Source organism: Halomonas sp. G11 (assembly GCF_001663515.1).
Taxonomy (GTDB): Bacteria; Pseudomonadota; Gammaproteobacteria; order Pseudomonadales; family Halomonadaceae; genus Vreelandella.
Window position 1 is genome coordinate 33099 of record NZ_LYXG01000003.1, and the last position, 23900, is coordinate 56998.

General features: G+C 54.7%; 21 protein-coding genes. 8 read left to right on the forward strand and 13 right to left on the reverse strand.

From position 1 onward, the window contains the following. Nucleotides 1-89: 89 nt before the first annotated feature. The 3 genes from glyQ to gmhB all read left to right on the forward strand — a co-directional run bounded on the left by glyQ (nt 90) and on the right by gmhB (nt 3839). Complete coding sequence (gene glyQ, locus ADS46_RS01950; protein WP_066315572.1) at nt 90-1049, forward strand: glycine--tRNA ligase subunit alpha; 960 nt, start codon at nt 90-92, stop codon at nt 1047-1049. Next, complete coding sequence (gene glyS, locus ADS46_RS01955) at nt 1049-3115, forward strand: glycine--tRNA ligase subunit beta (protein WP_066315575.1); 2067 nt, start codon at nt 1049-1051, stop codon at nt 3113-3115. The genes glyQ and glyS overlap by 1 nt, the downstream gene beginning before the upstream one ends. A 166-nt stretch (nt 3116-3281) precedes the next feature. After that, complete coding sequence (gene gmhB, locus ADS46_RS01960; protein WP_066315577.1) at nt 3282-3839, forward strand: D-glycero-beta-D-manno-heptose 1,7-bisphosphate 7-phosphatase; 558 nt, start codon at nt 3282-3284, stop codon at nt 3837-3839. Nucleotides 3840-3925: 86 nt separating this feature from the next. On the opposite strand, the gene gyrB is transcribed toward gmhB, so the two are convergent. The 4 genes from gyrB to dnaA all read right to left on the reverse strand — a co-directional run bounded on the left by gyrB (nt 3926) and on the right by dnaA (nt 10211). Next, the gene (gene gyrB / locus ADS46_RS01965; protein WP_066315579.1) at nt 3926-6346 is read right to left on the reverse strand and encodes a DNA topoisomerase (ATP-hydrolyzing) subunit B; all 2421 of its coding nucleotides are present in this window, start codon (nt 6344-6346) and stop codon (nt 3926-3928) included. A 39-nt stretch (nt 6347-6385) separates the two neighbouring features. Further along, nucleotides 6386-7489, reverse strand: coding sequence for a DNA replication/repair protein RecF (recF, locus tag ADS46_RS01970; RefSeq protein WP_066315581.1), 1104 nt, complete (start codon nt 7487-7489; stop codon nt 6386-6388). Between the two features lie 87 nt (nt 7490-7576). Beyond that, a complete protein-coding gene (dnaN, locus tag ADS46_RS01975; RefSeq protein ID WP_066315588.1) occupies nt 7577-8680 on the reverse strand; it encodes a DNA polymerase III subunit beta in 1104 nt (367 codons plus the stop codon). Nucleotides 8681-8735: 55 nt separating this feature from the next. Next, entirely contained in the window at nt 8736-10211 is a 1476-nt protein-coding gene (gene dnaA / locus ADS46_RS01980; RefSeq protein ID WP_066315837.1) for a chromosomal replication initiator protein DnaA, read from the reverse strand. Between the two features lie 532 nt (nt 10212-10743). Here dnaA and rpmH point away from each other — a divergent pair. From rpmH to mnmE, 4 genes are all read left to right on the forward strand, one after another. Beyond that, entirely contained in the window at nt 10744-10878 is a 135-nt protein-coding gene (rpmH, locus tag ADS46_RS01985; RefSeq protein WP_066315595.1) for a 50S ribosomal protein L34, read from the forward strand. 13 nt (nt 10879-10891) lie between these two features. Next, nucleotides 10892-11287 (forward strand): ribonuclease P protein component, encoded by a 396-nt coding sequence (gene rnpA, locus ADS46_RS18350; protein ID WP_082925935.1) that lies wholly within the window; start codon nt 10892-10894, stop codon nt 11285-11287. 114 nt (nt 11288-11401) lie between these two features. Continuing rightward, nucleotides 11402-13108 carry a membrane protein insertase YidC gene (gene yidC, locus ADS46_RS01995; protein ID WP_066315600.1) on the forward strand — a complete coding sequence of 569 codons (1707 nt, stop codon included), beginning with the start codon at nt 11402-11404 and terminating at the stop codon, nt 13106-13108. A 110-nt stretch (nt 13109-13218) separates the two neighbouring features. Continuing rightward, entirely contained in the window at nt 13219-14589 is a 1371-nt protein-coding gene (gene mnmE / locus ADS46_RS02000) for a tRNA uridine-5-carboxymethylaminomethyl(34) synthesis GTPase MnmE (RefSeq protein ID WP_066315603.1), read from the forward strand. A gap of 17 nt (nt 14590-14606) precedes the next feature. On the opposite strand, the gene ADS46_RS02005 is transcribed toward mnmE, so the two are convergent. The 4 genes from ADS46_RS02005 to rdgB all read right to left on the reverse strand — a co-directional run bounded on the left by ADS46_RS02005 (nt 14607) and on the right by rdgB (nt 18019). Next, complete coding sequence (locus ADS46_RS02005) at nt 14607-15452, reverse strand: 23S rRNA (adenine(2030)-N(6))-methyltransferase RlmJ (protein WP_066315605.1); 846 nt, start codon at nt 15450-15452, stop codon at nt 14607-14609. A 74-nt stretch (nt 15453-15526) separates the two neighbouring features. Then, nucleotides 15527-16213 carry an OmpA family protein gene (locus ADS46_RS02010; protein WP_066315606.1) on the reverse strand — a complete coding sequence of 229 codons (687 nt, stop codon included), beginning with the start codon at nt 16211-16213 and terminating at the stop codon, nt 15527-15529. Nucleotides 16214-16248: 35 nt separating this feature from the next. After that, the gene (hemW, locus tag ADS46_RS02015) at nt 16249-17418 is read right to left on the reverse strand and encodes a radical SAM family heme chaperone HemW (RefSeq protein ID WP_066315608.1); all 1170 of its coding nucleotides are present in this window, start codon (nt 17416-17418) and stop codon (nt 16249-16251) included. After that, nucleotides 17411-18019, reverse strand: a complete 609-nt coding sequence (gene rdgB, locus ADS46_RS02020) for an RdgB/HAM1 family non-canonical purine NTP pyrophosphatase (protein ID WP_066315609.1) — start codon at nt 18017-18019, stop codon at nt 17411-17413. Before rdgB ends, hemW begins: the two co-directional genes overlap by 8 nt. A gap of 267 nt (nt 18020-18286) precedes the next feature. Here rdgB and ADS46_RS02025 point away from each other — a divergent pair, with 267 nt between their 5' ends. Next, nucleotides 18287-18979: a LuxR C-terminal-related transcriptional regulator gene (locus tag ADS46_RS02025; protein ID WP_066315611.1), complete on the forward strand. Its 693-nt coding sequence runs from the start codon at nt 18287-18289 to the stop codon at nt 18977-18979. A 187-nt stretch (nt 18980-19166) separates the two neighbouring features. On the opposite strand, the gene ADS46_RS02030 is transcribed toward ADS46_RS02025, so the two are convergent. The 5 genes from ADS46_RS02030 to ADS46_RS02050 form a co-directional block, all read right to left on the reverse strand. Then, nucleotides 19167-20273: a hypothetical protein gene (locus ADS46_RS02030; protein ID WP_234346745.1), complete on the reverse strand. Its 1107-nt coding sequence runs from the start codon at nt 20271-20273 to the stop codon at nt 19167-19169. A 185-nt stretch (nt 20274-20458) separates the two neighbouring features. Beyond that, nucleotides 20459-21262, reverse strand: coding sequence for a hypothetical protein (locus ADS46_RS02035; RefSeq protein ID WP_066315613.1), 804 nt, complete (start codon nt 21260-21262; stop codon nt 20459-20461). Between the two features lie 32 nt (nt 21263-21294). Beyond that, nucleotides 21295-22002 carry a C39 family peptidase gene (locus ADS46_RS02040; protein ID WP_066315615.1) on the reverse strand — a complete coding sequence of 236 codons (708 nt, stop codon included), beginning with the start codon at nt 22000-22002 and terminating at the stop codon, nt 21295-21297. A 76-nt stretch (nt 22003-22078) separates the two neighbouring features. Then, nucleotides 22079-23023 (reverse strand): hypothetical protein, encoded by a 945-nt coding sequence (locus ADS46_RS02045; RefSeq protein WP_066315618.1) that lies wholly within the window; start codon nt 23021-23023, stop codon nt 22079-22081. A 64-nt stretch (nt 23024-23087) separates the two neighbouring features. Further along, nucleotides 23088-23759, reverse strand: a complete 672-nt coding sequence (locus ADS46_RS02050) for a hypothetical protein (RefSeq protein ID WP_066315621.1) — start codon at nt 23757-23759, stop codon at nt 23088-23090. Nucleotides 23760-23900 lie beyond the last annotated feature (141 nt).

Below are 23900 nucleotides of genomic sequence, written 5' to 3' on the forward strand. Positions count from 1 at the left end.
GGCTCTGTTGGCTTACGCGCCTATAACCTATCTGCTTGGGATTGTATACTTGACGGCTTATGAATTCATGGCCAACGGTGCTTTCCGCGATGAGTGTCTCGACAAACCAATCGACACCTGATGTGTCGACCTTTCAAGGCTTGATCCTTGCGCTGCAACAGTATTGGGCAGAACAAGGCTGTGTCATTCTCCAGCCGCTCGATATGGAGGTAGGTGCAGGCACTTTTCACCCCGCCACCTTCCTGCGCGCCATTGGGCCGGAGACCTGGAATGCTGCCTATGTCCAGCCGTCTCGCCGCCCTACAGATGGCCGCTACGGCGAAAACCCCAACCGCCTGCAGCATTACTACCAATTTCAGGTGGTCATGAAACCATCGCCCAGCAACCTCCAGGATCTGTACCTTGGCTCATTGAAACGCCTCGGGCTGGATCCGCTGATCCATGACGTGCGCTTCGTTGAGGACAACTGGGAATCCCCCACCCTCGGCGCCTGGGGTCTAGGCTGGGAGGTATGGCTAAATGGCATGGAAGTTACCCAGTTTACCTATTTCCAGCAGGCCGGCGGTATTGAATGTTACCCGGTCACCGGCGAGTTGACCTACGGGCTTGAGCGCATCGCCATGTACCTGCAAAACGTCGACAGCGTCTATGACCTGGTTTGGGCCATTGCCCCTGACGGCAGCGAAGTCAGCTACGGCGACGTTTACCTGCAGAATGAACGCGAGCAATCCGCCTATAACTTCGAACACGCTGACGTTGACCAGTTGTTTGCTAACTTTGACCACCAGGAAAAAGAGTGCAGCAAACTACTGGCAGCCAGGCTCCCTCTGCCCGCTTATGAACAGGTGCTGAAGGCGTCGCATACGTTCAACTTGTTAGACGCGCGTCACGCCATTTCGGTCACCGAGCGCCAACGCTTCATTCTACGCGTTCGGACGATGGCACGGGACGTCGCCACTGCCTATTTTGAGTCGCGCAAGGCGGAAGGTTTCCCCATGGCCCCGGAATCACTGCGCAACGAACTACTCGCCGATCAGGGAGACGCATAATGGCTGTTGACACGCTTCTACTGGAACTGGGCGCTGAAGAGCTTCCGCCGACCGCCCTGGATGCGCTTTCAGATGCCTTCGCGGCTGGGGTAGAAAAAGGTCTGCAGGAAGCCGATATTCCCTTTGAGGGCGTTACGGCTTATGCGACCCCCCGCCGTCTCGCGGTACAGGTCAAAAACCTCGCCGACAAGCAGCCTGACCGTGAAGTCGAGCGCCGTGGCCCCGCCCTGGCAGCCGCCTTCAAAGAAGGTGCGCCCACCAAGGCGGCAGAAGGCTTTGCACGCTCCTGTGGTGTCAGCGTTGATGAGCTGATTCACCTGGAAACCGACAAGGGCACCTGGCTTGGCTTTCGCGAACACCAGCCGGGTGAAAGCGTGCAGGCGCTACTGCCCGATATTCTGCGCAAAGCGATCAGTGCGCTGCCGGTGCCCAAGAACATGCGCTGGGGCACCTCGCGGATTGAGTTCTCGCGCCCGGTTCATTGGCTTGTGGCCCTTTACGGCAGCGATGTCATCGCCGCCGAGGCACTTGGCTTGCAAGCCAGCCGCACCACCTATGGCCATCGCTTCCACGCACCGGATGCTATCCAGCTCGAGCATGCCGATGCTTACCTTGGTGCACTGGAAAACGCCTTTGTGCTCGCCGACCGTCAACAACGCCGGGAGCGCATCCGCGAGCAGGTGCTGGCAGAGGCCGAAGTACAGGAAGCCCAGGCAGTGATCGACGAAGACCTGTTGGTCGAAGTCAGCGGTCTGGTTGAGTGGCCCGTGGCACTGACCGGCAGCTTTGACGAACGCTTCCTGGAAGTGCCCGCCGAATGTCTGGTCTCCTCCATGAAGGCCAACCAGAAGTACTTCCATCTTCTGGATGATCAGGGCAAGCTCAAGCCACTTTTCATTACCATCTCCAACATCGACAGCGCTGATCCTCAGCAGGTGATTTCAGGTAATGAAAAGGTCATTCGCCCGCGCCTGGCCGATGCGGCCTTTTTCTACGACACCGACCGTAAGCGTACTCTGGCTTCGCGCATCCCCCAGTTGGAAAGCGTGGTCTTCCAGCAGCAGCTAGGCACCCTGGCCGACAAGGCACGCCGCAGCAGCGCTATCGCCAGCTATATCGCCGAAACGATCGGCGGTGACGTCACCCATGCCCAACGCGCCGTTGCACTTGCCAAGTGCGATCTAGTAACCGAAATGGTACTGGAATTCCCTGAACTCCAGGGCATCATGGGGCGTTACTATGCCGAGCAGGATGGCGAACCTGCCGACGTCGCCCAGGCACTGGAAGAGCAGTACCTGCCCCGCTTTGCGACCGATGCCATTCCCCACAGTGCGACAGGTAAGGCGCTTGCCCTGGCTGATCGTCTCGACACCCTGGTCGGGATTTTCGGTATTGGCCAGCGCCCGACGGGGGCCAAAGACCCCTTTGCATTGCGTCGCGCCTCTATCGGTGTGCTGAACATCCTGGTGAAAGGCGAGCTCAACCTCGATCTTCGGGAGTTGCTTGGCGTGGCCGCTGAACAGTACCAGGACCTCCCCAAGGCAGAAGGGTTAGTCGATGATGTCCTGACCTACATGCTGGATCGTTTCCGCGCCTGGGGCCAGGAAGAGGGCATCAGCGCCGAAATGTACCTGGCTGTTCGCGCCCGCCCGGTGACCAAGCCGCTCGATTTCGCTCGGCGCCTGCGTGCCGTCAAAGCTTTCGCCCAGCGTGAGGAGGCGGCTGCCCTGGCCGCAGCCAATAAGCGTGTCTCCAATATTCTCAGCAAGCAGGAACATGATGGTAGTACCCAGGTCGATCAAAGCCTGCTGCAAGAGCCGGCGGAACAAGCGCTGTTCAAGGCGGTAACCAGCAGCCAGCAGCAGGTCACGCCGCTGTTTGCCGCTGGCGATTACCAGCAGGCGCTTGATGCGTTGGCCACGTTGCGCGAGCCGGTGGATAATTTCTTCGATCAGGTGATGGTGATGGCCGATGAAGAATCAACTCGCCGCAATCGTCTTGCGCTGCTTGCCAGTCTTCAGGCACTTTTCCTTGAAGTGGCAGACATTGCCCAATTACCTCAATAACGCCAACCCGGTAACTGATACGGCTTGAAACACGGAAAGCCCGGCACCCAAGTTGCCGGGTTTTTTTATACCCACAGCACTGTTTCACGTGAAACATTCGCGCTTTTATTGATCAGCTTTTAATCTAAGGCTAAAGCGCAAGCACCACCATCATCCAAGGATACCTATGCAGAGTGCTCACCAGTTGGTCATTCTCGATCGCGACGGGGTTATCAACCATGACTCTGACGCCTACATCAAATCATTGAGCGAATGGGTGCCCTTACCCGGCGCTATCGAGGCTATCGCCAAGCTATCACGCGCGGGTTTCACGATTGCGATTGCCACTAACCAATCGGGTATCGCCCGAGGTTTTTACGATGAAACGACACTACAGGCTATGCACGACCATCTTAATAGCCTGGTAACTGCAAAAGGCGGCAAGGTTGCCCATATCGCCTACTGCCCACACGGCCCTGACGATCACTGCGATTGCCGCAAACCGCTACCCGGTCTGCTTGTCGAGATACAAAAAAAGCTAGCGTTTGAAAGCCTGAAGGATAGCTGGATGGTCGGTGATAGCCTGAGAGATCTTCAGGCAGGTGAAGCGGTTGGCAGTCGCCCGGTACTGGTCAGGACAGGCAAAGGGGAAAAAACGCTTAGCAACAATGTAGGCCTGGAGAAGGCCATAATCTATCGTGACCTGGCCGAGTTTGCTGATTGGCTATGCACCAACAAGAAATAATTCCTCGGCCATAAAAAAACGCTGCTCCCGACAAGGAGCAGCGTTTTTCATCAAGCCAGCAATAACTGTTTCACGTGAAACACAGGCTAGATATCAATATTAGCCGTCAGCGCATTGGATTCAATAAAGTCACGCCGCGGCTCAACTTCATCGCCCATCAGGGTATTGAACATCATGTCAGCCGCCACCGCGTCTTCAATGGTGACCCGCAGCATGCGACGACTATCAGGATCCATCGTGGTATCCCAGAGTTGTTCCGGGTTCATCTCACCAAGGCCCTTGTAACGCTGCACAGAAAGGCCACGCTGACCCTCCTGCATTAACCAGGCCAGCACTTCAGAGAAGTGGGCAACCGGCTTCTGGCGCTCGCCACGAGCGATATAAGCACCTTCCTCAAGAAGACCGTTGATGGTGCCACCCAGCGCGGCAATGGCGCGGTAATCTGCACTCTCAAAGAAATCCAGACCCCACACATACTCTGTCGTAACGCCATGCGCAATGAGGGATACGGCGGGCAGGTGAAGATCACGCTCAGTATCTTCATGGAGATAAAATTGATAACGCGGACCGCCTTCGTAGGCCACCATGTCATCCATGGCCTTTTGCAACTCGGCAATCCAGTTTTCCATGGTAACGCGATCTTTAAGGCTTGCTTCGCCCTCAAGTGCGGTGGCGTGAACAGCCTGCTTGAGCACTTCGATGGGGTATACCCGTGCAAGACGGTCAATGCGCTTCATCACATTGCGGTACTGGTTAACCAGCGATTCAAGCTGCGACCCGGCAATACCCGGCGCATCGGCATTGACATAAAGCCCGGCACCGTCCAGAGCCGTGGTCGTCAGATAATCCACCATCGCCTGCTCATCTTTGAGGTAAAGCTCCTGCTTGCCACGCTTGATCTTGTAAAGCGGCGGCTGGGCGATAAACACATGACCACGCTCGATCAGCTCGGGCATCTGACGGAAAAAGAATGTCAGCAGCAGCGTTCGAATGTGCGAGCCATCGACATCCGCGTCGGTCATGATGATGATGGAGTGGTAACGCAGCTTGTCGGGATTAAACTCTTCCCGACCAATACCGCAGCCCAGCGCGGTTATCAGGGTGCCAACTTCAGCTGACGAGAGCATCTTGTCGAAGCGCGCCTTCTCGACGTTCAGTATCTTGCCTTTAAGCGGCAGAATCGCCTGTGTACGGCGATCGCGACCCTGCTTGGCGCTGCCGCCTGCTGAATCACCCTCCACCAGATACAGCTCTGACTGACTGGGGTCTTTCTCCTGGCAGTCGGCGAGCTTGCCAGGCAACCCGGCAATATCCAGCGCCCCTTTGCGGCGCGTCATATCCCGCGCCTTACGAGCCGCTTCACGCGCCCGCGCTGCGTCGAGCATCTTGTTGACGATCGCCTTGGCTTCGTTGGGTTTCTCGATCAAGTAGTCAGAAAACAGACGGCCCATTTCCTGTTCTACTGCCGTTTTCACTTCCGAAGAAACCAACTTGTCCTTGGTTTGTGAAGAGAACTTCGGGTCAGGTACTTTTACTGAAATAATGGCAGTCAGGCCTTCCCGCGCATCGTCACCCGAGGTATTGACCTTGGCTTTCTTGAGCAGACCTTCAGCCTCGATGTAATGATTGAGCGTTCGCGTCAACGAGGCGCGAAAACCCGCCAGGTGCGCCCCGCCATCGCGTTGGGGAATATTGTTGGTGTAGCAGAAGATACTCTCTGTAAAGGTATCGTTCCACTGCATCGCCACTTCCACTTCGATACCGTCTTCACGAACCGCGTTGAAGTGAAAAACCGGGTTAAGCACGGCTTTATTCTGGTTGAGGTGGTCGACAAAGGCTTTCAAACCACCTTCGTAGTGGAATAGCTCTTCCTTTCCACTGCGCTCATCCATCAAGCGGATGGCAACCCCTGAGTTCAGGAAGGACAGCTCTCTTAGTCGTTTTGCCAGAATATCGTAGTGGAACTCGATGCTTGTGAACGTCTCCGGCGAAGGCCGGAAATGCACTCGTGTGCCACTCTTTTCGGTGGTACCCACAACGGCGAGGGGCGCCTGAGGAACACCGTGATGATAGACCTGCTCAAAAACGTCGCCCTGGCGCCAGATGGTTAGCCGAAGCTCTTCGGACAAGGCGTTGACCACGGAAACGCCCACGCCATGGAGTCCACCGGAAACCTTATACGAATTATCGTCAAACTTACCGCCCGCGTGTAGCACGGTCATGATAACTTCTGCGGCCGATACGCCCTCACCTTCGTGAATTTCGGTGGGCACACCACGTCCGTTATCGCTGACCGTTACGGATTCATCAGGGTGAATAACCACACGAATTTCGCTGCAGTGGCCAGCCAGGGCTTCATCGATGGAGTTATCCACCAACTCGAAGACCATGTGGTGCAGCCCGGTGCCGTCGTCAGTATCGCCGATGTACATGCCTGGACGCTTGCGTACCGCATCCAGCCCCTTGAGCACCTTGATGCTTGATGAATCGTAAGCCTGCTCGCTCATTGACCACTCCGTCGTGAAGTCTGTCTCAATCCGTGTCGCCTACCCTTCAGGCATTAACTGACTCAGTCCATTACCAGTATGTTTCACGTGAAACATACTGACGCGGGTTTGAGTCTGCCATGTGTGCCGTAAAGCCTCAGGTTCGACGCTGGTAATAAATACTTGGCATTGCATATCTTCGAGTAACTGACAAAACCTTAACCGGTGCTGTTGGTCGAGCTCGGCCGGCAAATCGTCGATTAAATAGATGCAATGCCGCTGTGACGCTCTTTCCAGAAGCCGACCCTGCGCTAGCTTGAGCGCACTGACGACCAGTTTCTGTTGGCCTCGGGAAAGTACTTCAATCGCAGGCTGCTTATTAAGCTTGATGCGCAAGTCAGCACGCTGAGGACCCTGCTGAGTAAAGCCCATTTGTTGATCGGTCGTCCGACCAGCCTGCAGAACATCAGCCAGCGACCTTTTTTTATCCCAGCCTCTCGCATAGTGAAGCGTTAAGCCGGGTAGTGGCAGCATCCGCTCGAGGGTTTCTTCAAATACCGGTAGAAACTCAGCGAACCAGGCGCGCCTTAGCGAATCTATTTGCTCACCCCAGTTAGCAAACTCTTGCTCCCAGATAGCAAATTCCTGAGGATCCATTCTACCATGCCTCAACAAGGCATTCCGATGTTTCAACGCTCGGCGCGTTCGCTTCCATATTTCGAGAAAGCCATGTTTCACGTGAAACACACCCCAGTCCAGAAATTCACGGCGTCCTGAGGGAGAACCTTCCAGTAGACGAAAGGCATCGGGGTTGATGAGTTGAAGAGGCATGGCCTCAACCAGATCCGCCAGACGGGCATTCTTATCCCCCTTGACACGCAATTCCAGCTCACTGGAGGCGCGTAAACGGCGTACCCCTAGTGCGACATCAGGGTCCCCCGACAAACGACCATAAAGCGTTACGTGGGGCGCGTCGGTCTGAATCGCATGTTTAAGCTGACGCGTTCTAAATGATCTGCCCATGCCGAGGATATGAATGCCTTCCAGCAAGCTCGTCTTACCGCTTCCGTTGACGCCATTAATCACGTTGATACCGGGCGACGGTGCCATGTCCACAGGCTGCAAGTTGCGAAGACCATCGAAATTAAGCTGAAGAAGACCCATTCACCCGTCACTTGTTTTGTGCGCCCTGAAACGTAGCGACGGCGCTCATATGCGCCGTCGCCCGGTAGATTATCGCCAGTCGCTGACTTATAGACGCATCGGCATGACAACGTAGAGCGCGTCACCGCCGCCAGGCTCTTCCAGAAGCGCACTGCTATTGGGGTCAGCAAGGGTGATTTGTACGCGGTCCTCATCCAACACACCCATTACGTCGACCAGGTAACCAACGTTAAAGCCAACTTCCATGGCCGAACCCGTATATTCAACAGCAATATTCTCTTCTGCTTCTTCCTGCTCAGGGTTATTGGCCATTACCTTGAGATTATTTTCTTCAAGATAAAGACGCACACCACGGTACTTCTCATTGGACAGGATAGCGGTGCGAGAAAGCACCTGGCGGAGTTCGGCGCGCTCAGCAATCAACACCTTGTCGCCGTTGCGCGGCACCACGCGCTCATAATCGGGGAACTTTCCATCAATCAGCTTGGACGTGAACGTAAAATCGCCTGTATGAGCCCTCACGTGGGTCGACCCTAGCGTCAGGCTCACCGGCTCATCGCTATCGTCAAGTAACCGCGACAGTTCGAGAATCCCTTTACGTGGCACAATAAGCTTCTGTGACTGATCAACCGTCACATCCACCGGGCGCGAGCACATTGCCAGGCGGTGTCCATCGGTGGCCACGGTGCGCAGGAGGTTGCTCTGAATCTCGAGTAGCATACCGTTCAGATAATAGCGGACGTCCTGCTGCGCCATGGCAAAGGATGTCGCTTCGATAAGGTGTTTGAGCGTACCCCGCGGGACACTCAATTCCTGGCTCCCTTCCGCATCTTCAATAGATGGAAACTCAGCGGCGGGAAGCGTTGACAGCGTGAAGCGAGACCGCCCGCTACGCAGGACAGCGCGCCCCTCTTCAACCGCTAGCTGGATATCAGACTGATCAGGCAGCGACTTGCAGATGTCCATCAGCTTGCGCGCCGGCACGGTTGCCGAGCCTTCCTGATCCACCTGACTGGCGACAGTGCGGCCGACCAATTCGACTTCCAGGTCGGTGCCCGTCAGGGCCACCTGGTCACCGTCTACCTGGATCAGCACATTCGATAAAACTGGCAATGTCTGGCGACGCTCTACCACCCCTGCTACCAAGGTAAGCGGACGTAGCAGCGCCTCTCGGGAAATCGAAAATTTCATCAATACTCCGTTGTCTATCCTGAAAGACCTGCTGAAACAGGTCCGTCCTGGTTGATTAACTGGTCAGTAGGCGTAACAGGTTCTTGTAGTCTTCGCGAATATCGGCGTTTTCTTCCTGCAGCGCTTTCACCTTGCGGCAGGCATGCAATACCGTCGTGTGATCACGTCCGCCAAACGAATCGCCAATCTCAGGCAGACTGTGATTGGTCAATTCCTTGGCAAGCGCCATGGCGACTTGACGGGGACGGGCAACAGACCGAGAACGCCGCTTGGATAATAAATCGGCAACCTTGATTTTGTAATATTCCGCTACCGTACGCTGAATATTGTCGACGCCCACCTGCTTGTCTTGCAGGGCCAGCAGGTCTTTAAGCGACTCGCGTATAAAGTCCTGGGTAATGGTCTTGCCCATGAAGTGCGAGTCAGCAATCACTTTTTTGAGGGCGCCTTCAAGCTCGCGTACGTTCGAACGAATCTTCTGGGCGATAAAGAACGCCGCATCATGGGGCAAGTCGACTTTGGCCTGATCAGCTTTCTTCATCAAGATAGCCACACGGGTTTCCAGCTCAGGCGGCTCGATGGCAACCGTAAGGCCCCACCCAAAGCGGGATTTCAGACGTTCTTCAACCCCACTGATTTCCTTGGGATAGCGATCCGACGTCAGAATCATTTGCTGACCGCCTTCCAATAACGCATTAAACGTATGGAAGAACTCTTCCTGCGAGCGTTCTTTTCCGGCAAAAAATTGAATATCATCAATAAGTAACGCATCAACACTACGGTAAAAGCGCTTGAAGTCATTGATGGCATTAAGCTGTAGCGCCTTCACCATATCGGCCACGAAACGCTCGGAGTGGAGATAAACCACACGGGCATTTTCACGGCGCAACGCCAGACCATTACCCACCGCATGCATCAAGTGGGTTTTACCCAGCCCGACGCCGCCATACAGGAATAGCGGGTTATAGGCCCCCCCGGGGTTTTCGGAAACCTGGCGAGAAGCCGCGCGCGCAAGCTGGTTGGATTTACCTTCCACAAAGGTGTCAAAAGTAAAATTAGGGTTTAGCCCGCTGGTATGCTTGAGACCACCCTCGACCTGAACCTGGCGCTCGTTCGTCCGTCGGTCTGAACCACTTCCCTCCTCGCGTAGCTGATCGATTTCACGCTCGTCAGCAATATCACCACGTGGCGGCGTATGAACAGCCGCCGATGCGCGCGGGGGTGCCGGCGAGGCTGAGACCGGATTCCCCAGATCACGGGGCTGGGGAGCAGGAGAGGCCGACCGACGGCTACCTACCGTGAGGCTAACCTTGGGAGGTTTCGAAGGGGCGAGCTCGCGCATCAGCTCGTTAATCCGCTTGGCATACTTATCACTCACCCAATCGCGCACAAAGCGATTAGGTGCCAACAAGCGCAGCTCGTTAGCCTCACTATCTTCAGCCTGCAGTGGACGTATCCACGTGTTGAACTGCTGCGAACTCAGCTCGTCCTGCAGGTAATCCAAGCACTGTTGCCAAAGCGCGAGTGACACACATCTCACCATCAGTTGAAAAAGGCCGACCATTGTAGCGTCCAACGGCGTGGTTATCCACACAGGACTAGGCCGTTTTAATAAGCTGTGGAAAACTTTCAGAAGGATAAAAAGTCACCCTTCGCCCAAGGGCTGAACAACCGCTAGTGTTCATTATTACCGGACATTAATTCACAGCTAATCAACCACTTATCATCGCCTTTTCCGCAACTTATACACAACCTCACATAGCTTTTATATGGTTGAATTTAAACAAAAATATAAGGTTGTTAACAAAATGTATCCCCACTATTAGCCACAAGGCAGCAGAAAACCCATTGCTGGAGACTGATACACTTCCCGGCAGGCGCATGAAGTGGCCCGAGAGAGACACCTGCTTGCGCAGAACGTATTTTTTACAAGGAAAAAATTGCACGCAACCCGGGAAGCCTCTACAATTTCCGGTCTTGAATTGAATCTCCCGGCTAGTTCCTCACTGGACCGGGTCTTTTGGAATTTATTTTCCGTCCTAACCACGTGGGAATAACGAGTTATGAAACGCACTTTTCAACCTAGCGTTCTCAAGCGCAAGCGCGCGCATGGCTTCCGTGCTCGTATGGCAACCAAAAATGGCCGCGCCATCATTTCGCGTCGCCGCGCCAAAGGCCGTAAGCGTCTGAGCGCCTGATCTCGGATTGCGTGTGCCACATCAAGGGTTTCCCCGGTGTTGTCGGTTACTTAACGCCGGGGACTACCGCTACGTTTTTGAGCAAGCAGACCTAAAGGTACATGGTAAAGGGATAATGGCGTTAGCACGCCGGAATACCCTGGGGCATCCCCGCCTTGGCCTGGTGGTCAGCAAAAAAAATGTGAAGCTCGCTGTTGATCGAAATCGTTTCAAAAGACTCGTCCGAGAGTCAGTTCGGCTACGCCAAGACCAGCTTCCTGCAGTGGATATTGTGGTACTTGCTCGGCGTGGCGTTCAGGACATGGACAATGACGTTTTATATCGTCAGCTCCATGGCATGTGGAAACGGCTTCGACGCGACAGTCAGGCAGCCAACGCGCTACCTGCAAGCTCAAAGCACACTACTTGATGGGCACCTCATCGCTCGACCTCGGCCTGCCGCCTGGCAGGCTTTCGTGTGTCATGGGTCGAGCAATTGATACTGCGCCATTAGCATGTTCACCACCCAGCGGGCAGAACCCTCATGGACGTAAAACGACTTATATTACTGATTCCACTTGCTATTCTAGCCTATCTACTGGTTGTACAGTGGAATCAGGATTACGGACAGACGTCTTATCAATCGTCATCCGAACAATCGCAACGTCAAAGCAGCGATAGCAACGCAACGTCGGAAGGTGGCGGTGCGTCTGGCAATAACGACGCAGATAACCTGTCGGTTCCCGGTGATGACGCTGCCGCTTCGCAGGACGCGCTAAACAGCGACGAGAGTGACACTGACAGCCGTGATTTCATCGCGGTTACCACCGACGTGCTCGATGTTCGCATTGATCCACACGGTGGCGATATCGTGTATGCCGCCTTACCTCAGCATAAACAGGCGCTCGAGTCGGATCGCAGCTATGTTCTGCTCTCCGACAATCAAACCCGCAGTTACGTGGCCCGCTCGGGCCTGCAGCTTAACGGGGAAGCCAATCGTATTGCCTTCACCCCCGACAACAGCGAATACCTGCTGGGTGATGACGAAGAACAGCTTGAGGTCAACCTCACCGCCGAAGTAAACGGCATCGACGTCATCAAGCGACTTACCTTCGAACGCGGCAATTACGCCGTTGACGTCAATTACTACTTGGCCAATAACACCGATGAGCCTGTCAGCGCTCGCTTTATCGGCCAACTTGCCCGGGATAACAGCCCTGATCCGTCAAGCGGCGTCAGCATGGGCATGAATTCCTATCTGGGTGCGGCGTATTCGACGCCTGAAGAAACCTACGGAAAGATTGATTTTGACGATATACAAAGCGGCAACTTCAATAATCGAGAGGCACAAGGCGGCTGGATTGCCATCATCCAGCACTACTTTGTCTCGGCCTGGGCACCCTCTCAGGATCAGCAGAACCTCTACTACGTCTCCACGGATTCGCGGGACCGTAATGTCGTCGCCTTTGCTGGGCCCACCAGCGAGCTAGCACCGGAAGAAGAAACCTCCTTGGGTGCCACCCTCTATATGGGACCCAAGGTTCAGGATCACCTTGAGGAAGTAGCCCCTAACCTTCGTCTGACGGTCGACTATGGCTGGCTATGGTTCCTGGCTAACCCGCTCTTCTGGCTGCTGGACAAGATTCACGACATTGTCGGCAACTGGGGCTGGTCAATCGTCCTGTTGACGGTATTGGTGAAAACCATTCTGTTCCCGCTTTCTGCCAAGGCTTACAAGTCGATGGCACGGATGCGCAAGCTTGGCCCCGAGATGCAGCGTCTCAAGGAGATGTACGGCGATGACCGCCAGAAAATGTCTCAAGAGATGATGAAGTTCTACCAGAAGGAGAAGATCAATCCTCTGGGTGGCTGCTTGCCGATTCTGGTGCAGATGCCCGTCTTTATCGCCTTGTACTGGATGTTGCTGGAATCCGTTGAACTGAGACACGCTCCCTTCATCTTCTGGGTGCAGGATCTGTCGGTGAAAGACCCGTACTTCATTCTGCCGATTCTGATGGGGCTTTCGATGTTCGTACAGCAACAGCTTAATCCCACGCCGCCTGATCCCATGCAGGCGAAGATCATGAAGATGCTCCCCATCATCTTTACGTTCTTCTTCCTGTGGTTCCCGGCGGGCCTGGTGATCTACTGGGTGGTCAACAACATTATCTCGGTGGCGCAGCAGTACTTTATTACGCGCAAAATCGAGCAGGACCCAAGTATCGGCAAAGGCATGAAAACCAAAAAATAAAGCCGATACCTTGAACACCCAGACCCCCGCCTTTGCGGGGGTCTGGTGTTTCAGGGGGCAAAAACTCACACTACGCACACTTGCCACCTGCACCTACAAAGAGAAACGCCATGGCAGACCGACTCTATACCCAAGACACCATCGCCGCCCTGGCCACGCCTCCCGGTCGTGGTGGCGTCGGTATTATTCGTGTTTCTGGCCCAGCCTGCCGCGACATTGCCGTCGCCATGCTAGGCCACTGCCCAGCCCCCCGCTATGCACACTATGGCGCTTTCATGGGCGCAGAAGGCAGTATCGATGAGGGGATCGCGCTACTGTTTCCGGATCCTCACTCATTCACCGGTGAAGATGTGCTCGAACTGCAAGGCCATGGCGGGCCGGTGATCATGGATATGCTGCTCGAACGCTGCGTCCAGCTCGGGGCTCGGCTGGCAAGGCCGGGGGAGTTTTCGGAGCGCGCTTTCCTGAATGACAAGCTTGACCTGGCCCAGGCCGAAGCCATTGCCGACCTGATAGATGCCACCTCCCGTTCGGCCGCCGAAAACGCGGTGCGTTCGCTTCAGGGCGAGTTTTCCAACCGGGTCGCCGGACTGGTACAGCGGCTTATCGAATTGCGTGTCTATGTCGAGGCAGCAATTGATTTCCCCGAGGAAGAAATCGACTTTCTGGCTGATGGCCACGTGGCCAGCCTGCTGGACGATGTACACAATGAGCTTATCGACGTTCGGTCAGCCGCTGGACAGGGTGCCCTGATGCGCGAAGGCATGAGCGTTGTTATTGCCGGGCGTCCCAATGCGGGTAAGTCAAGCTTGCTCAACGCGCTGACCGAGCAGGACACCGCCATCGTCACCGACATTGCCGGTACCACGCGGGATGTACTGCGCGAGCATATCCACATCGATGGGATGCCGCTGCATGTGATTGACACCGCAGGGCTACGCGATACGCCTGACGCGGTGGAACAGATCGGCGTTGCCCGGGCCTGGGCAGAAATCGAAGGCGCCGACCGCGTACTGCTGCTGGTCGATGCGTCAACGACCGATGAAACCGACCCCATGGCAATCTGGCCTGAATTTGTCGCCCGGCTGCCGGACCAGCAGCGCCTGACGCTGGTACGAAATAAAATCGACACCAGCGCCGAGCAAGCGGGCATAGACTTATCCACAACGCCACCTACGGTACGTCTTTCAGCGAAAACGGGAGCCGGTGTGGATAACTTGAAAGCCCACCTTAAGGATATCATGGGCTTCTCAGCGACCACCGAAGGACGCTTTTCGGCCCGCCGCCGCCACCTGGATGCGCTTGACCGGGCAATGAACGCCCTTGAAACCGGCCGCCGACAGCTCGAGGGCAATGGCGCCGGTGAATTGCTGGCGGAAGATCTACGCGATGCGCAGCAGGCGCTGGGCGAAATCACCGGTGAATTCAGCGCCGACGATTTGCTGGGGGAAATTTTTGGCAGCTTCTGCATCGGTAAATGAGCTTGCCTAAACGGGCGCTACTCCCCGACCAACCAAGACGCCCGATAGCGGCTTTGTGTGCCCAAAAGCGGGGTCAACTGGGTCATCGCGCCCGCCAGGCGCTCGTCCAGTCCCCAGGGCGGGTTGACCACCAACATTCCGCTTCCGTACATGCCGCGCTCATGGGTCTGCGCGGCTCGCAGGCACAACTCGCTACGCCAGATTTTGCGGATGCCGCTGCGCTCAAGCGCTTCCAACAGCACCTTGTGGTTATTGGCAGGCAGCAATGGGTACCAGATCAACACCACCGCGTGACGCGCTTTCGCAAGCGCCACACTAAGGGTATCCGCCACCACCTGATACTCGTCTTTACGCTCGTAGCTTGGGTCAATCAGCACACAGACACGCGGCGTTGCAACAGGCAGGCGCTGGCATAATCCCTGCAAACCATCACCATGAATTCGCACGACGCCTTGTGCCAGCGCCTGGTCATCCAAATGCTGGTGTTCACCAGGGTGCAATTCAAACCCGTACAACCGCTCCTTGGCGCGTAGCGCCTGGCTTATCCACCAGGGGGAGCCGGGGTAATGAGTTAAGGCATCGGGATGACGCTGCGCACGTGCCAGGGCATCCAGCCAACTGCACAGCAGCGGATCGGACACCGATTGAGCCGCTTCCCAGAGAGGCCAGACACCGTCCCGGTACTCCTTCAAGCGCTGGGTTTCTTCATTCGACAACGGGTAAAATCCCCGCCCCGCGTGGGTATCGATATACGTCACCGGTGAAGCTTTGCGCAGCAGGTACTCGATGGTTGCAAATAACGTTAAATGCTTATGCACATCGGCAAAATTACCCGCATGATACGCGTGTTGATATGACAACATGATAATTCGACAACTCATAAAAAAGCCCGCTACTCAGCATAGCGGGCATTGAAATGGCTTCGCAGCGGTATCGCCTAGCTGCCTTGGTTTTGAGCTTCTGCCGTCGGCGTCAAGGTAATTTCGACGCGACGGTTCTGGCTGCGTCCTTCTTCAGTATCGTTGCTGGCCACCGGCTGGGATTCGCCATAGCCTCGGGTACTTAGACGCATTGAGGACACGCCATTCTGGTTCAAGTAACTACCTACTGCCTGGGCGCGACGCTCAGACAAACGCTGGTTATAGGCTTCGTCACCGGTGCTGTCGGTATGGCCCGCAATGTTGATCCGGGTGTCAGCGTATTCGCTGACCACATTGGCCACTTCGTTTAACGAGCTACGGGCCTGGCTGGTCAATTCAGCGGAATCAAAGCCAAAGGTCACGCTGCTTGGCATGTTCAGCACGATATCGTCGCCGCGACGATCAATTTCGATGCGCGAGCCTTCGAGGTTTTGGCGCAGTTGTTGCTCCTGGCGGTCCATATAAGCCCCTATGCCAGCACCCGCTGCGGCACCTACCGCGGCGCCGATCAGCGCCCGATCTCGGCGGCTGGTGCTACCATCCCCGGACAGCGCACCGGCAGCCGCGCCTACCACGGCACCAATACCTGTGCCAGTGGCCGTCGATGAGCGCTGAGTTTGACCGCCGCCGTAAGGGTCCGAGGTTGCACAACCGGCAACCAGCACAGCGGCCGCTAACGGGGTCAGTAGTCGAGAAATACGCATCGCTCACTCCTTAATATTGTCATCTATCTATGAAGTTACTCGTCGCTTATCAAAGCCAGCAACTCGTTCAAGAATAATAGACCTTGAGGCGATGCCTGCAGTCTTTTTGGCATTTCCATCAAAAGTCCTTTTTTTTCGGCATTGTGTAAGCGCGCCAACAGCACATCAACCGGCAACCCCGTATGCGCTGACCATATCGAAACAGGAACCCCCTGGGTCAGACGCAGTGCATTCATCGAGAACTCCAGCGGCAGTTCGTTTTCATCAATGGACTGCTTGCCCGCGATAAAGCCGCGTGGGTCATTCACCCGCCTTAGATAGGCATCTGGCTGACGCGTTTTCCAATGCCGCTCAATATGCCACTGCCCCTGGGCATCCATATGGCTCAGCTTACCGTGAGCACCCGCCCCGATGCCCAGATAGTCGCCAAACTGCCAATAATTGAGATTGTGCAGACTCTGTCGATCAGGGCGCGCATAAGCGGAAATTTCGTAACGTGCCAGTCCCGCCTGCTGTAAACGTAAATGGCCCTGATCCTGAATATCCCAAAGGGTTTCTTCATGAGGCAAAGTGGGTGGATGGGCATAAAACGCCGTGTTGGGCTCCAGCGTCAGCTGGTACCAGGACAAGTGTTCAGGGGATAACGCCAGCGCTTGCTCGATATCTGCCATCGCCAGTTGCGGCGTCTGCTGCGGCAGGCCGTGCATCAGGTCAATATTGAGGTTATCGAAGCCCGCCTGACGCGCCTGGTTGACGGCGCTGACCGCCTCTTCACCGCTGTGAATTCGACCCAATGCGGCCAGCTGGTCCGGATGGAAACTTTGTACCCCGAGCGAAAGCCGGTTGATACCGGCATCTCGGTAGCCGGTAAAGCGGCTTTGCTCGGTGGTACCCGGGTTGGCCTCAAGGGTGATTTCAATTGTCTCTGCAAATGGTAAGCGAGCACTTACTTCGCTTAAAAGGCTTTTATAGAAAGCTGGGGAAAGCAGACTGGGCGTTCCACCGCCGATAAATATGCTATGGATGGTTCGCCCCGCCGCCAGTTCAAGATCGCCATCGATGTCCTGTAACAGCGCCTTAAGGTAAGCGGTTTCCGGTAATTCATTGCCCTGGGGCTCGTGGGAATTAAAGTCGCAATAAGGGCATTTGCGCACGCACCAAGGCGTATGGATATACAGCGATAACGGCGGCAACGGCTCAGCCATGGGCCACCTTCAACACGTCGACTAACCCGCTAAGGGCACGCCCACGATGACTCAGCCGATTTTTTGTCTCGCTGGGTAATTCCGCCACGCTCGTGCTCTGATCGGGCAGCCAGAATAGCGGGTCATAGCCAAAGCCGCCCTCACCGCGCGGGTGCGCCAGGACTTCGCCTTCCCAGCTACGCTGCACAATAACGGGCACCGGGTCCTCAGGGTGGCGCAGGTAAACCAGAACACACCAATAACGTGCCGTTCGCTGCCCTTCCGGGCAATCCTGCAAGGCCTCAAGCAACTTGGCGTTATTGCGCTGGTCGCTTTTGGGTTCGCCTGCATAACGGGCGGAATAGATGCCCGGTGCGCCCTGTAACGCATCGACCTCTAGACCTGAGTCATCAGCCAGGGCCGGTAATCCACTTTGGCGGCTCGCTTCACGAGCTTTAATAAGCGCGTTTTCCACAAAGGTCACGCCTGTCTCTGCCACGTCGTGAACGCCAAAGTCTGCTTGAGGCCGGACATCAAAACCAAGAGGCGCTAATAATTCATTGAATTCTTTCAATTTACCAGCGTTTCCGCTGGCAAGCACAAGCGTTTGGGTACTGGTCATGCGGCGACCTCCTTGAGTGAACGATCAGTTTACGCATGCCAGAGGCTCGACTGAAGAGCTCTAAATGTAACACGATGTAGCTTACATCAAGCATCCTCAAGGTATTAGAAAAATAATAAACCTTATATTTCATATATATATATTATAAAAGCGATTCTTCCTCATCTTATTTAATGCTTTTTTAGTAACAAATATTTACATTTTGCGATTAATAGACAACACTTAAAAGACCATCCGCTCATTCGTTGTTTCTACGAGGGTTTTCCAATGTCGCAGGCGAAGGCGATTGATACGGTATTTATCGTTACCGAAAAAAGCCCACAATCAAAATTATTTGCGGAGTACCTGGGGACTCACACCGAGTGCCAAGTGCAACTGCAGTCTCCTAATGAACGCGTTACGGCACCGGCGTCGGGTAATGCCCTGATGTTGATAGACAGCGATCACATCAGCGTTGATACCCTGCCAGACTGGCAGCATCAGCTCCCTGAGACGCTCCATAACTCGCCATTAGCCGCCTTTAATATCCGCGATATGGATCATGCACTTGAAGCGCTTTCCTGTGCGCAGTTGAAAGGGGTGTTCTATCGCCATGAGAGCCTGGATGTCATTTGCAAGGGCATTCATGCACTGCTCGAGGACGAATTATGGATGTCCCGGGAACTGATGACGCGGTTGATCCTGTTCTACCGCAAATATCAAAACAACGCTTTCAGGCCCGCCTGCGGTCTCACCAACCGGGAAATGGAAATTATCTCGCTGCTGAGTGCCGGGGCCTCCAATCACCAGATTGCCGAAAAACTGTTCCTCAGCGAACACACCGTCAAGTCTCACCTTTACAATATCTTCCGCAAAATCAACGTACACAACCGCATTCAGGCACTGAACTGGATTCATCAGAACCTGGGGCCCATCCTGCCCAACATCGAAACCGCACGAAGCTTGCAGCGTCGCCATTAGCCAACAACTGAACGAAGGGGCATGGTAAATGCCTCCGTTTTTCTCGGTAAGTTGGCAATGCTGACGCGCTTCCTTCAGCCCAAAGTGCTAAGGCAATTTTATGCATGCTGAGAGAGTTTGCTAAATGGTGAAACCACCATCGTGAACCTTCCCTGCGCCAGCTGGACGCAGGGAAGGTTCATATTGGTTAGATCTGGAAAGGCATACGGAAGTTGAGCGTGAAGTCTGGCGCATCGTCGGTCAAGCCGACACCCAGACTGGTGACGATCGAAGTGGAATCCGACAAACCGTAGGTAGCCCCGAAATTGAACGAGGCGGCGTTGGCGCTACTACCGATGACCGACTGCTCAGCCCCTCCCTCGACGGTAACGTTTGTCTCCAGGGAATGCTGATGTGTAAACGACATGGAAAGACTAAATCGCTCATTCAGGGCGAAGGCAGTCCCGAACCCCAGGCGAATACTATCGCCCAGATTGATTTCGCCGGGTACTGTCTGATCGCTTGAGTTGATATCGTCAAAGTCCCGGGCGATGTTATGGGTGTAGCCAACATTGGCAAAGATGATGGCCGGGTCAACCGTCTTGAGAAACGAGAGCCCTGTGCTAACCCCCCAGACGCCATTCCCGGTTGGAAGCTCGGTTGGCACCGTTAAGTTTTCAGTTCCACCTTCCTCAACGTCCACGATTCTGGTGTTAGTCCTGATATCGTAAGGATGCCTACCCGTCGGTGCCCGAACGGAAAAATTCCATACCACATCGGGACGGGACGGGGTTTCAGCAAAGACACGATAGTAAAGGCCAGCGCTGATATCCCCCAAATCACCTTGACTGACGGTTTCTTCGACTAACCCACCTGTTGCACCACCGGCACCGATGGTTTCGTAGTGGCTACTACGGTAGACATAAGGGACCACCAGCTCCAGTTCTAGCCGGTCCGTTACCCCGTAACGGGTACTCACATCAAAAGTGGTCGTGTGGCTCTCCACCGTATCGACGCTGATATTACCCAGGAAGATGGCATCCAGCGCCAGAAACCCGCTTAGCGCCAATTCACTGCTGTTAGAGTAGGAGTAGCTGATGCCTGGCTCAATGGTCAAACGGTCTGAAAAAAGCGCGTGTTCCTCGCGTAGCACGTTCTGGACGCTCTGGCTGGGCTGGGCCTCTCGAACGACCTCTCCATTGGTGCCCTGGGCCATTGCCGCCGACGACAGGCTCCCCGCCGTGCAAAGACATAGCGGGAGCAAAAACCGGTGACCCGCAGACTGCAACTTGCTTGTCGAATTATTATACTGCATTGACGATCCCCTTAAATATGAGCTCGGTAAGAGCCTTTCGCCTCCACTCCTTCGATCGCGAAGGAAGACCCAACTTCTTGATACCCTCAGTCAGCCTAAGAGGCAATAGACATAGTCATATAAGCATGAAAAAGGCCGAAGATGATCGGCCTATTACGTATGAAGAAGATTGAAACAGTTCTTGATTACAGGCGCTCCAATGAGCTAACCGATTTCAATAAACTTTTGAAATCGCGATTAATACCCGCATCCGAGACTTTTCCCAACTGTACATTCAAGCGTGTCATGTTACTAATTTGCTGATGGTCACTGATAAGCCGGATGGATTGATGCAGACCACGGCCCGGGCTTATATCCTGACTTGCCACCCCCGCGCCAGGAACCGTCATCGTCATCCCTATCCCGCCTGCCTGTCTGCCAACCTTCACAAGGGCACCTCCCTGAGCCAGCTCTGTTTCACCATTAGCAGGTTGAGTGCTGTTACGCCCTGCACCTTGCCCTACATCAACCCAGAAGGCGTTATTGGCCGTATTGAAATCGCCACCGGCCTGGACCAGCTGTACCACACCTCTGCCATTGGACAAACCAGTTCCAGGCAGGGAAGTATTGTTCATAGCCTGCTGATACGCAGCGTACTCTTCAGGAGTGGTCGAGGTAATGTGGGAAGAAAACGTTGGTGAAGGTCGTCCACCCGCCATATCGATACCCAGATTCGCCCGCGCATGAATGTCCTCGCCCAGCGATGTTTTCCAGTTCATTGACATTTCCACACCGAAAAACAGCACCTCGCGGTTATTGACGGCCTTGCCACGCAGTTGAGTCAGTTCATGGTCTGTCAGTTGCCTACCCTGCTGATAAGTGGGGTCATTAAAATCCGTCGACACGGTTGCCGCCTGCACCACCGGTATGGTGGCTAGCATCATAGAGACGCCGATTAGCGGCACGGCCATTGCCTCACCCCACCGCCGAATGCTTTTATGACCGTTCATGCTCAAATCCTCATGATCACTACGCCAGGCCTCTAGAACACCTCAGCATGGCGAAACCCGAAGTCCAGCAGTTGCTGCCTGGGAACCGGGGAGAAGACATCCGTCAGCCGACGCGCTGTAAGCGGCTGAGACGGGTCCAGTAATACCGTGTGAGTATCAAAATTATCGCCAATAACCGCAAAGATGACCTCGTTCCACGCCTCGACAAACTCTGAGCGCTCCATCACTTTGTTACCCAACGCAGGATCACCAATATAAACACGGTCGCCGACGACCTTTTTCAGCACCACGAAATGCTGATAACCATCCAGATCCAGCAACACGATGACCGGAATTGACACGGCATCCAGCGATGCTTCCTCAATCTCGTAGCCACGGGCGCGTAGGCCAATCGACTCTACATAGTTGCGCAAGTCGAGTAGTGAAAACCCCATACGCTGCGCCACTTCCTCGTCAGCCACCTTGAACATACCCGCCAGCACGTCTGCTTCGGTCACGCCAGTCCGCCCATAGGCGTACTTTAGAATGGTTGCCAACGAAGCTGCTCCGCAGGAGAAGTCTGTTTCCTGAGCGATGAGATTTTCGAAGCGACGCTCGCGAATTGACTGCACGTCCTTGGTGACTGTCGTACCGGGCACCACATTGCCCAGCCGTATTGTTGCTGCCTCAGCAGGGTTACCCCCCACGAACGAAGCAAAAGCCGACGTCACTACCAGTAAGGAAACCGCCAAGGTCTTCATACTCGCCTCCGGCGCGGCTTGAAAAATTCGAAATCCCGGCCCGCAGAACGGGCCGGGATGAATCACCCGCGTTTGATCACTGGCTGCGAGCGATCGACAGGGTGTTGCTTTGCATATTGCCGTTGCCTGAGGCGATGTTGGCACCGATATTACCGGTAGCCCCAGCCAACGCACCGCCACTCAGCTGAGCATTGTTTTCGTTGTTCTGAACCCAAACGGTATGCCCACGAAACTCGACTTCATAAAGGTCGTTATCAGACATGTTGTCGTAGGACATCTGCACACCGCCGCTGGTGGCATCCGCAGAGCTGTTGCTACCCACGGCCAAGGCCAAACCGTTGCTCTGAGAGTTGCCAGCACCAGCAGCCACGTTCACACCGATATTACCGGAAGCACCTTGCAGCGAGTTATCCAGCGTCGCATTGTTTTCGGTGCCGTCGTTGTAGTAGCGATTTTCAGAAGACGACTGCAACGAGAAAGTAGCGGCCTTGGCAAAAACCATGGCAGCGTCGCTATCGTGACCGCCATCGTGACCTCCATCGTGATCGCCACCCCGTCGACTACCCATCGCGGTTTCAACCGTTAGTTCTTCACCATTAGATGAATCGCTTTCGGTACCCTTGGCGATGGAAGTATCGTTGGCTTGCTTGTTGAGATCCCCAGCCGACACGTTGATACCAATATTACCGCTGGCACCGTTACCCGAGTCGCCATTCACGATTGCATCATTGTTGCTCTTATCAGCCTTTACCGTATTATCATTACTCAGTTGTTTACGATCGACGGTAGCGGCCGCATAGTTGTTGGGGTCCTTGATACCAAATTCGTCCTTGACCTCGATATCAGCCTCGAATTCGATCTCATGCTCAATCTCGACGTCGATTTCGTTATTCCAATAGGAGTTAACATAGCTGTCGGTATCGAAGGTGTTGTTGCTACCACTATCAGATGCCAGCGCATAGGAAGATGCGAACAGGGCAGCAATAGCCATGGCGAGCGGTGCTTTTGCGAATGTTTTCATGGTCTTTCTCCTGAATGAACTTGCAAGTAACGCTTTTGGTTTTATCAAGGCGCAGCTACCGTTTTTAGCGAACACCGGATGTCATGCGGACACCAACATGGTTCCCGGTAACGTTGCCCATTCCCGCCGACTGATTCACCTGGATGACACCCCGCGACCCTGCAAACGCCGAATCTTCAATGGCGACTCGCCGTTCTGACGTAGCATCATCTGACTCATCTGTCGGATCTTGCGTACGGGACTGCACCTGACCCAGCGACTCGCTGTTGAGGGTGCTGCCCCTTATGCCCAGCGCCACACTCAAGGTGTTGCTCTGCACATTTTCCTGCCCCGCTGCCTGGTTGACGGAAATCCAGCCAACTGCCTGGCTCAACGCCTCATCTTTGATGACGGCGGTCGCCTGTTCCGGTGCGAGGCGATTATTCGATGAAACAACCTGAACCACGATGTTGTTGGCCAGGGCATAATCACCCATGGCAATCACACCGGAGTTGCTCTGTAGATTGGTGTTACCGGCGGCTATATTGACGTTGATGGCTCCCTGAACATTGCTGAGAGAGTTACCGTCAATCAGTGAGGCCGCACGGTAAGTGGTAGTGAAAACCCGATGGAAGCTATCGTCCTGGAGACGCTCCTGCCCCCAGGCACTTGCGATGAAGCCAGCCATGACAAGCGTCGATAATCCCTTTATCAGCATGGGCGCCGCCTCAAGCCCTTTCTCATGTTGTGCCATCATCGTCTCAACCTTCGACCGTGGGTGGGTCATCGCTAACAGATACACAGAGATACAAAAAGTTATTTACTGAAATATTGATTTACATAGTAGGAGAGGATGGAAAGAGAGCACACCTGATATTTGTCAAATCAATCGGTGGTT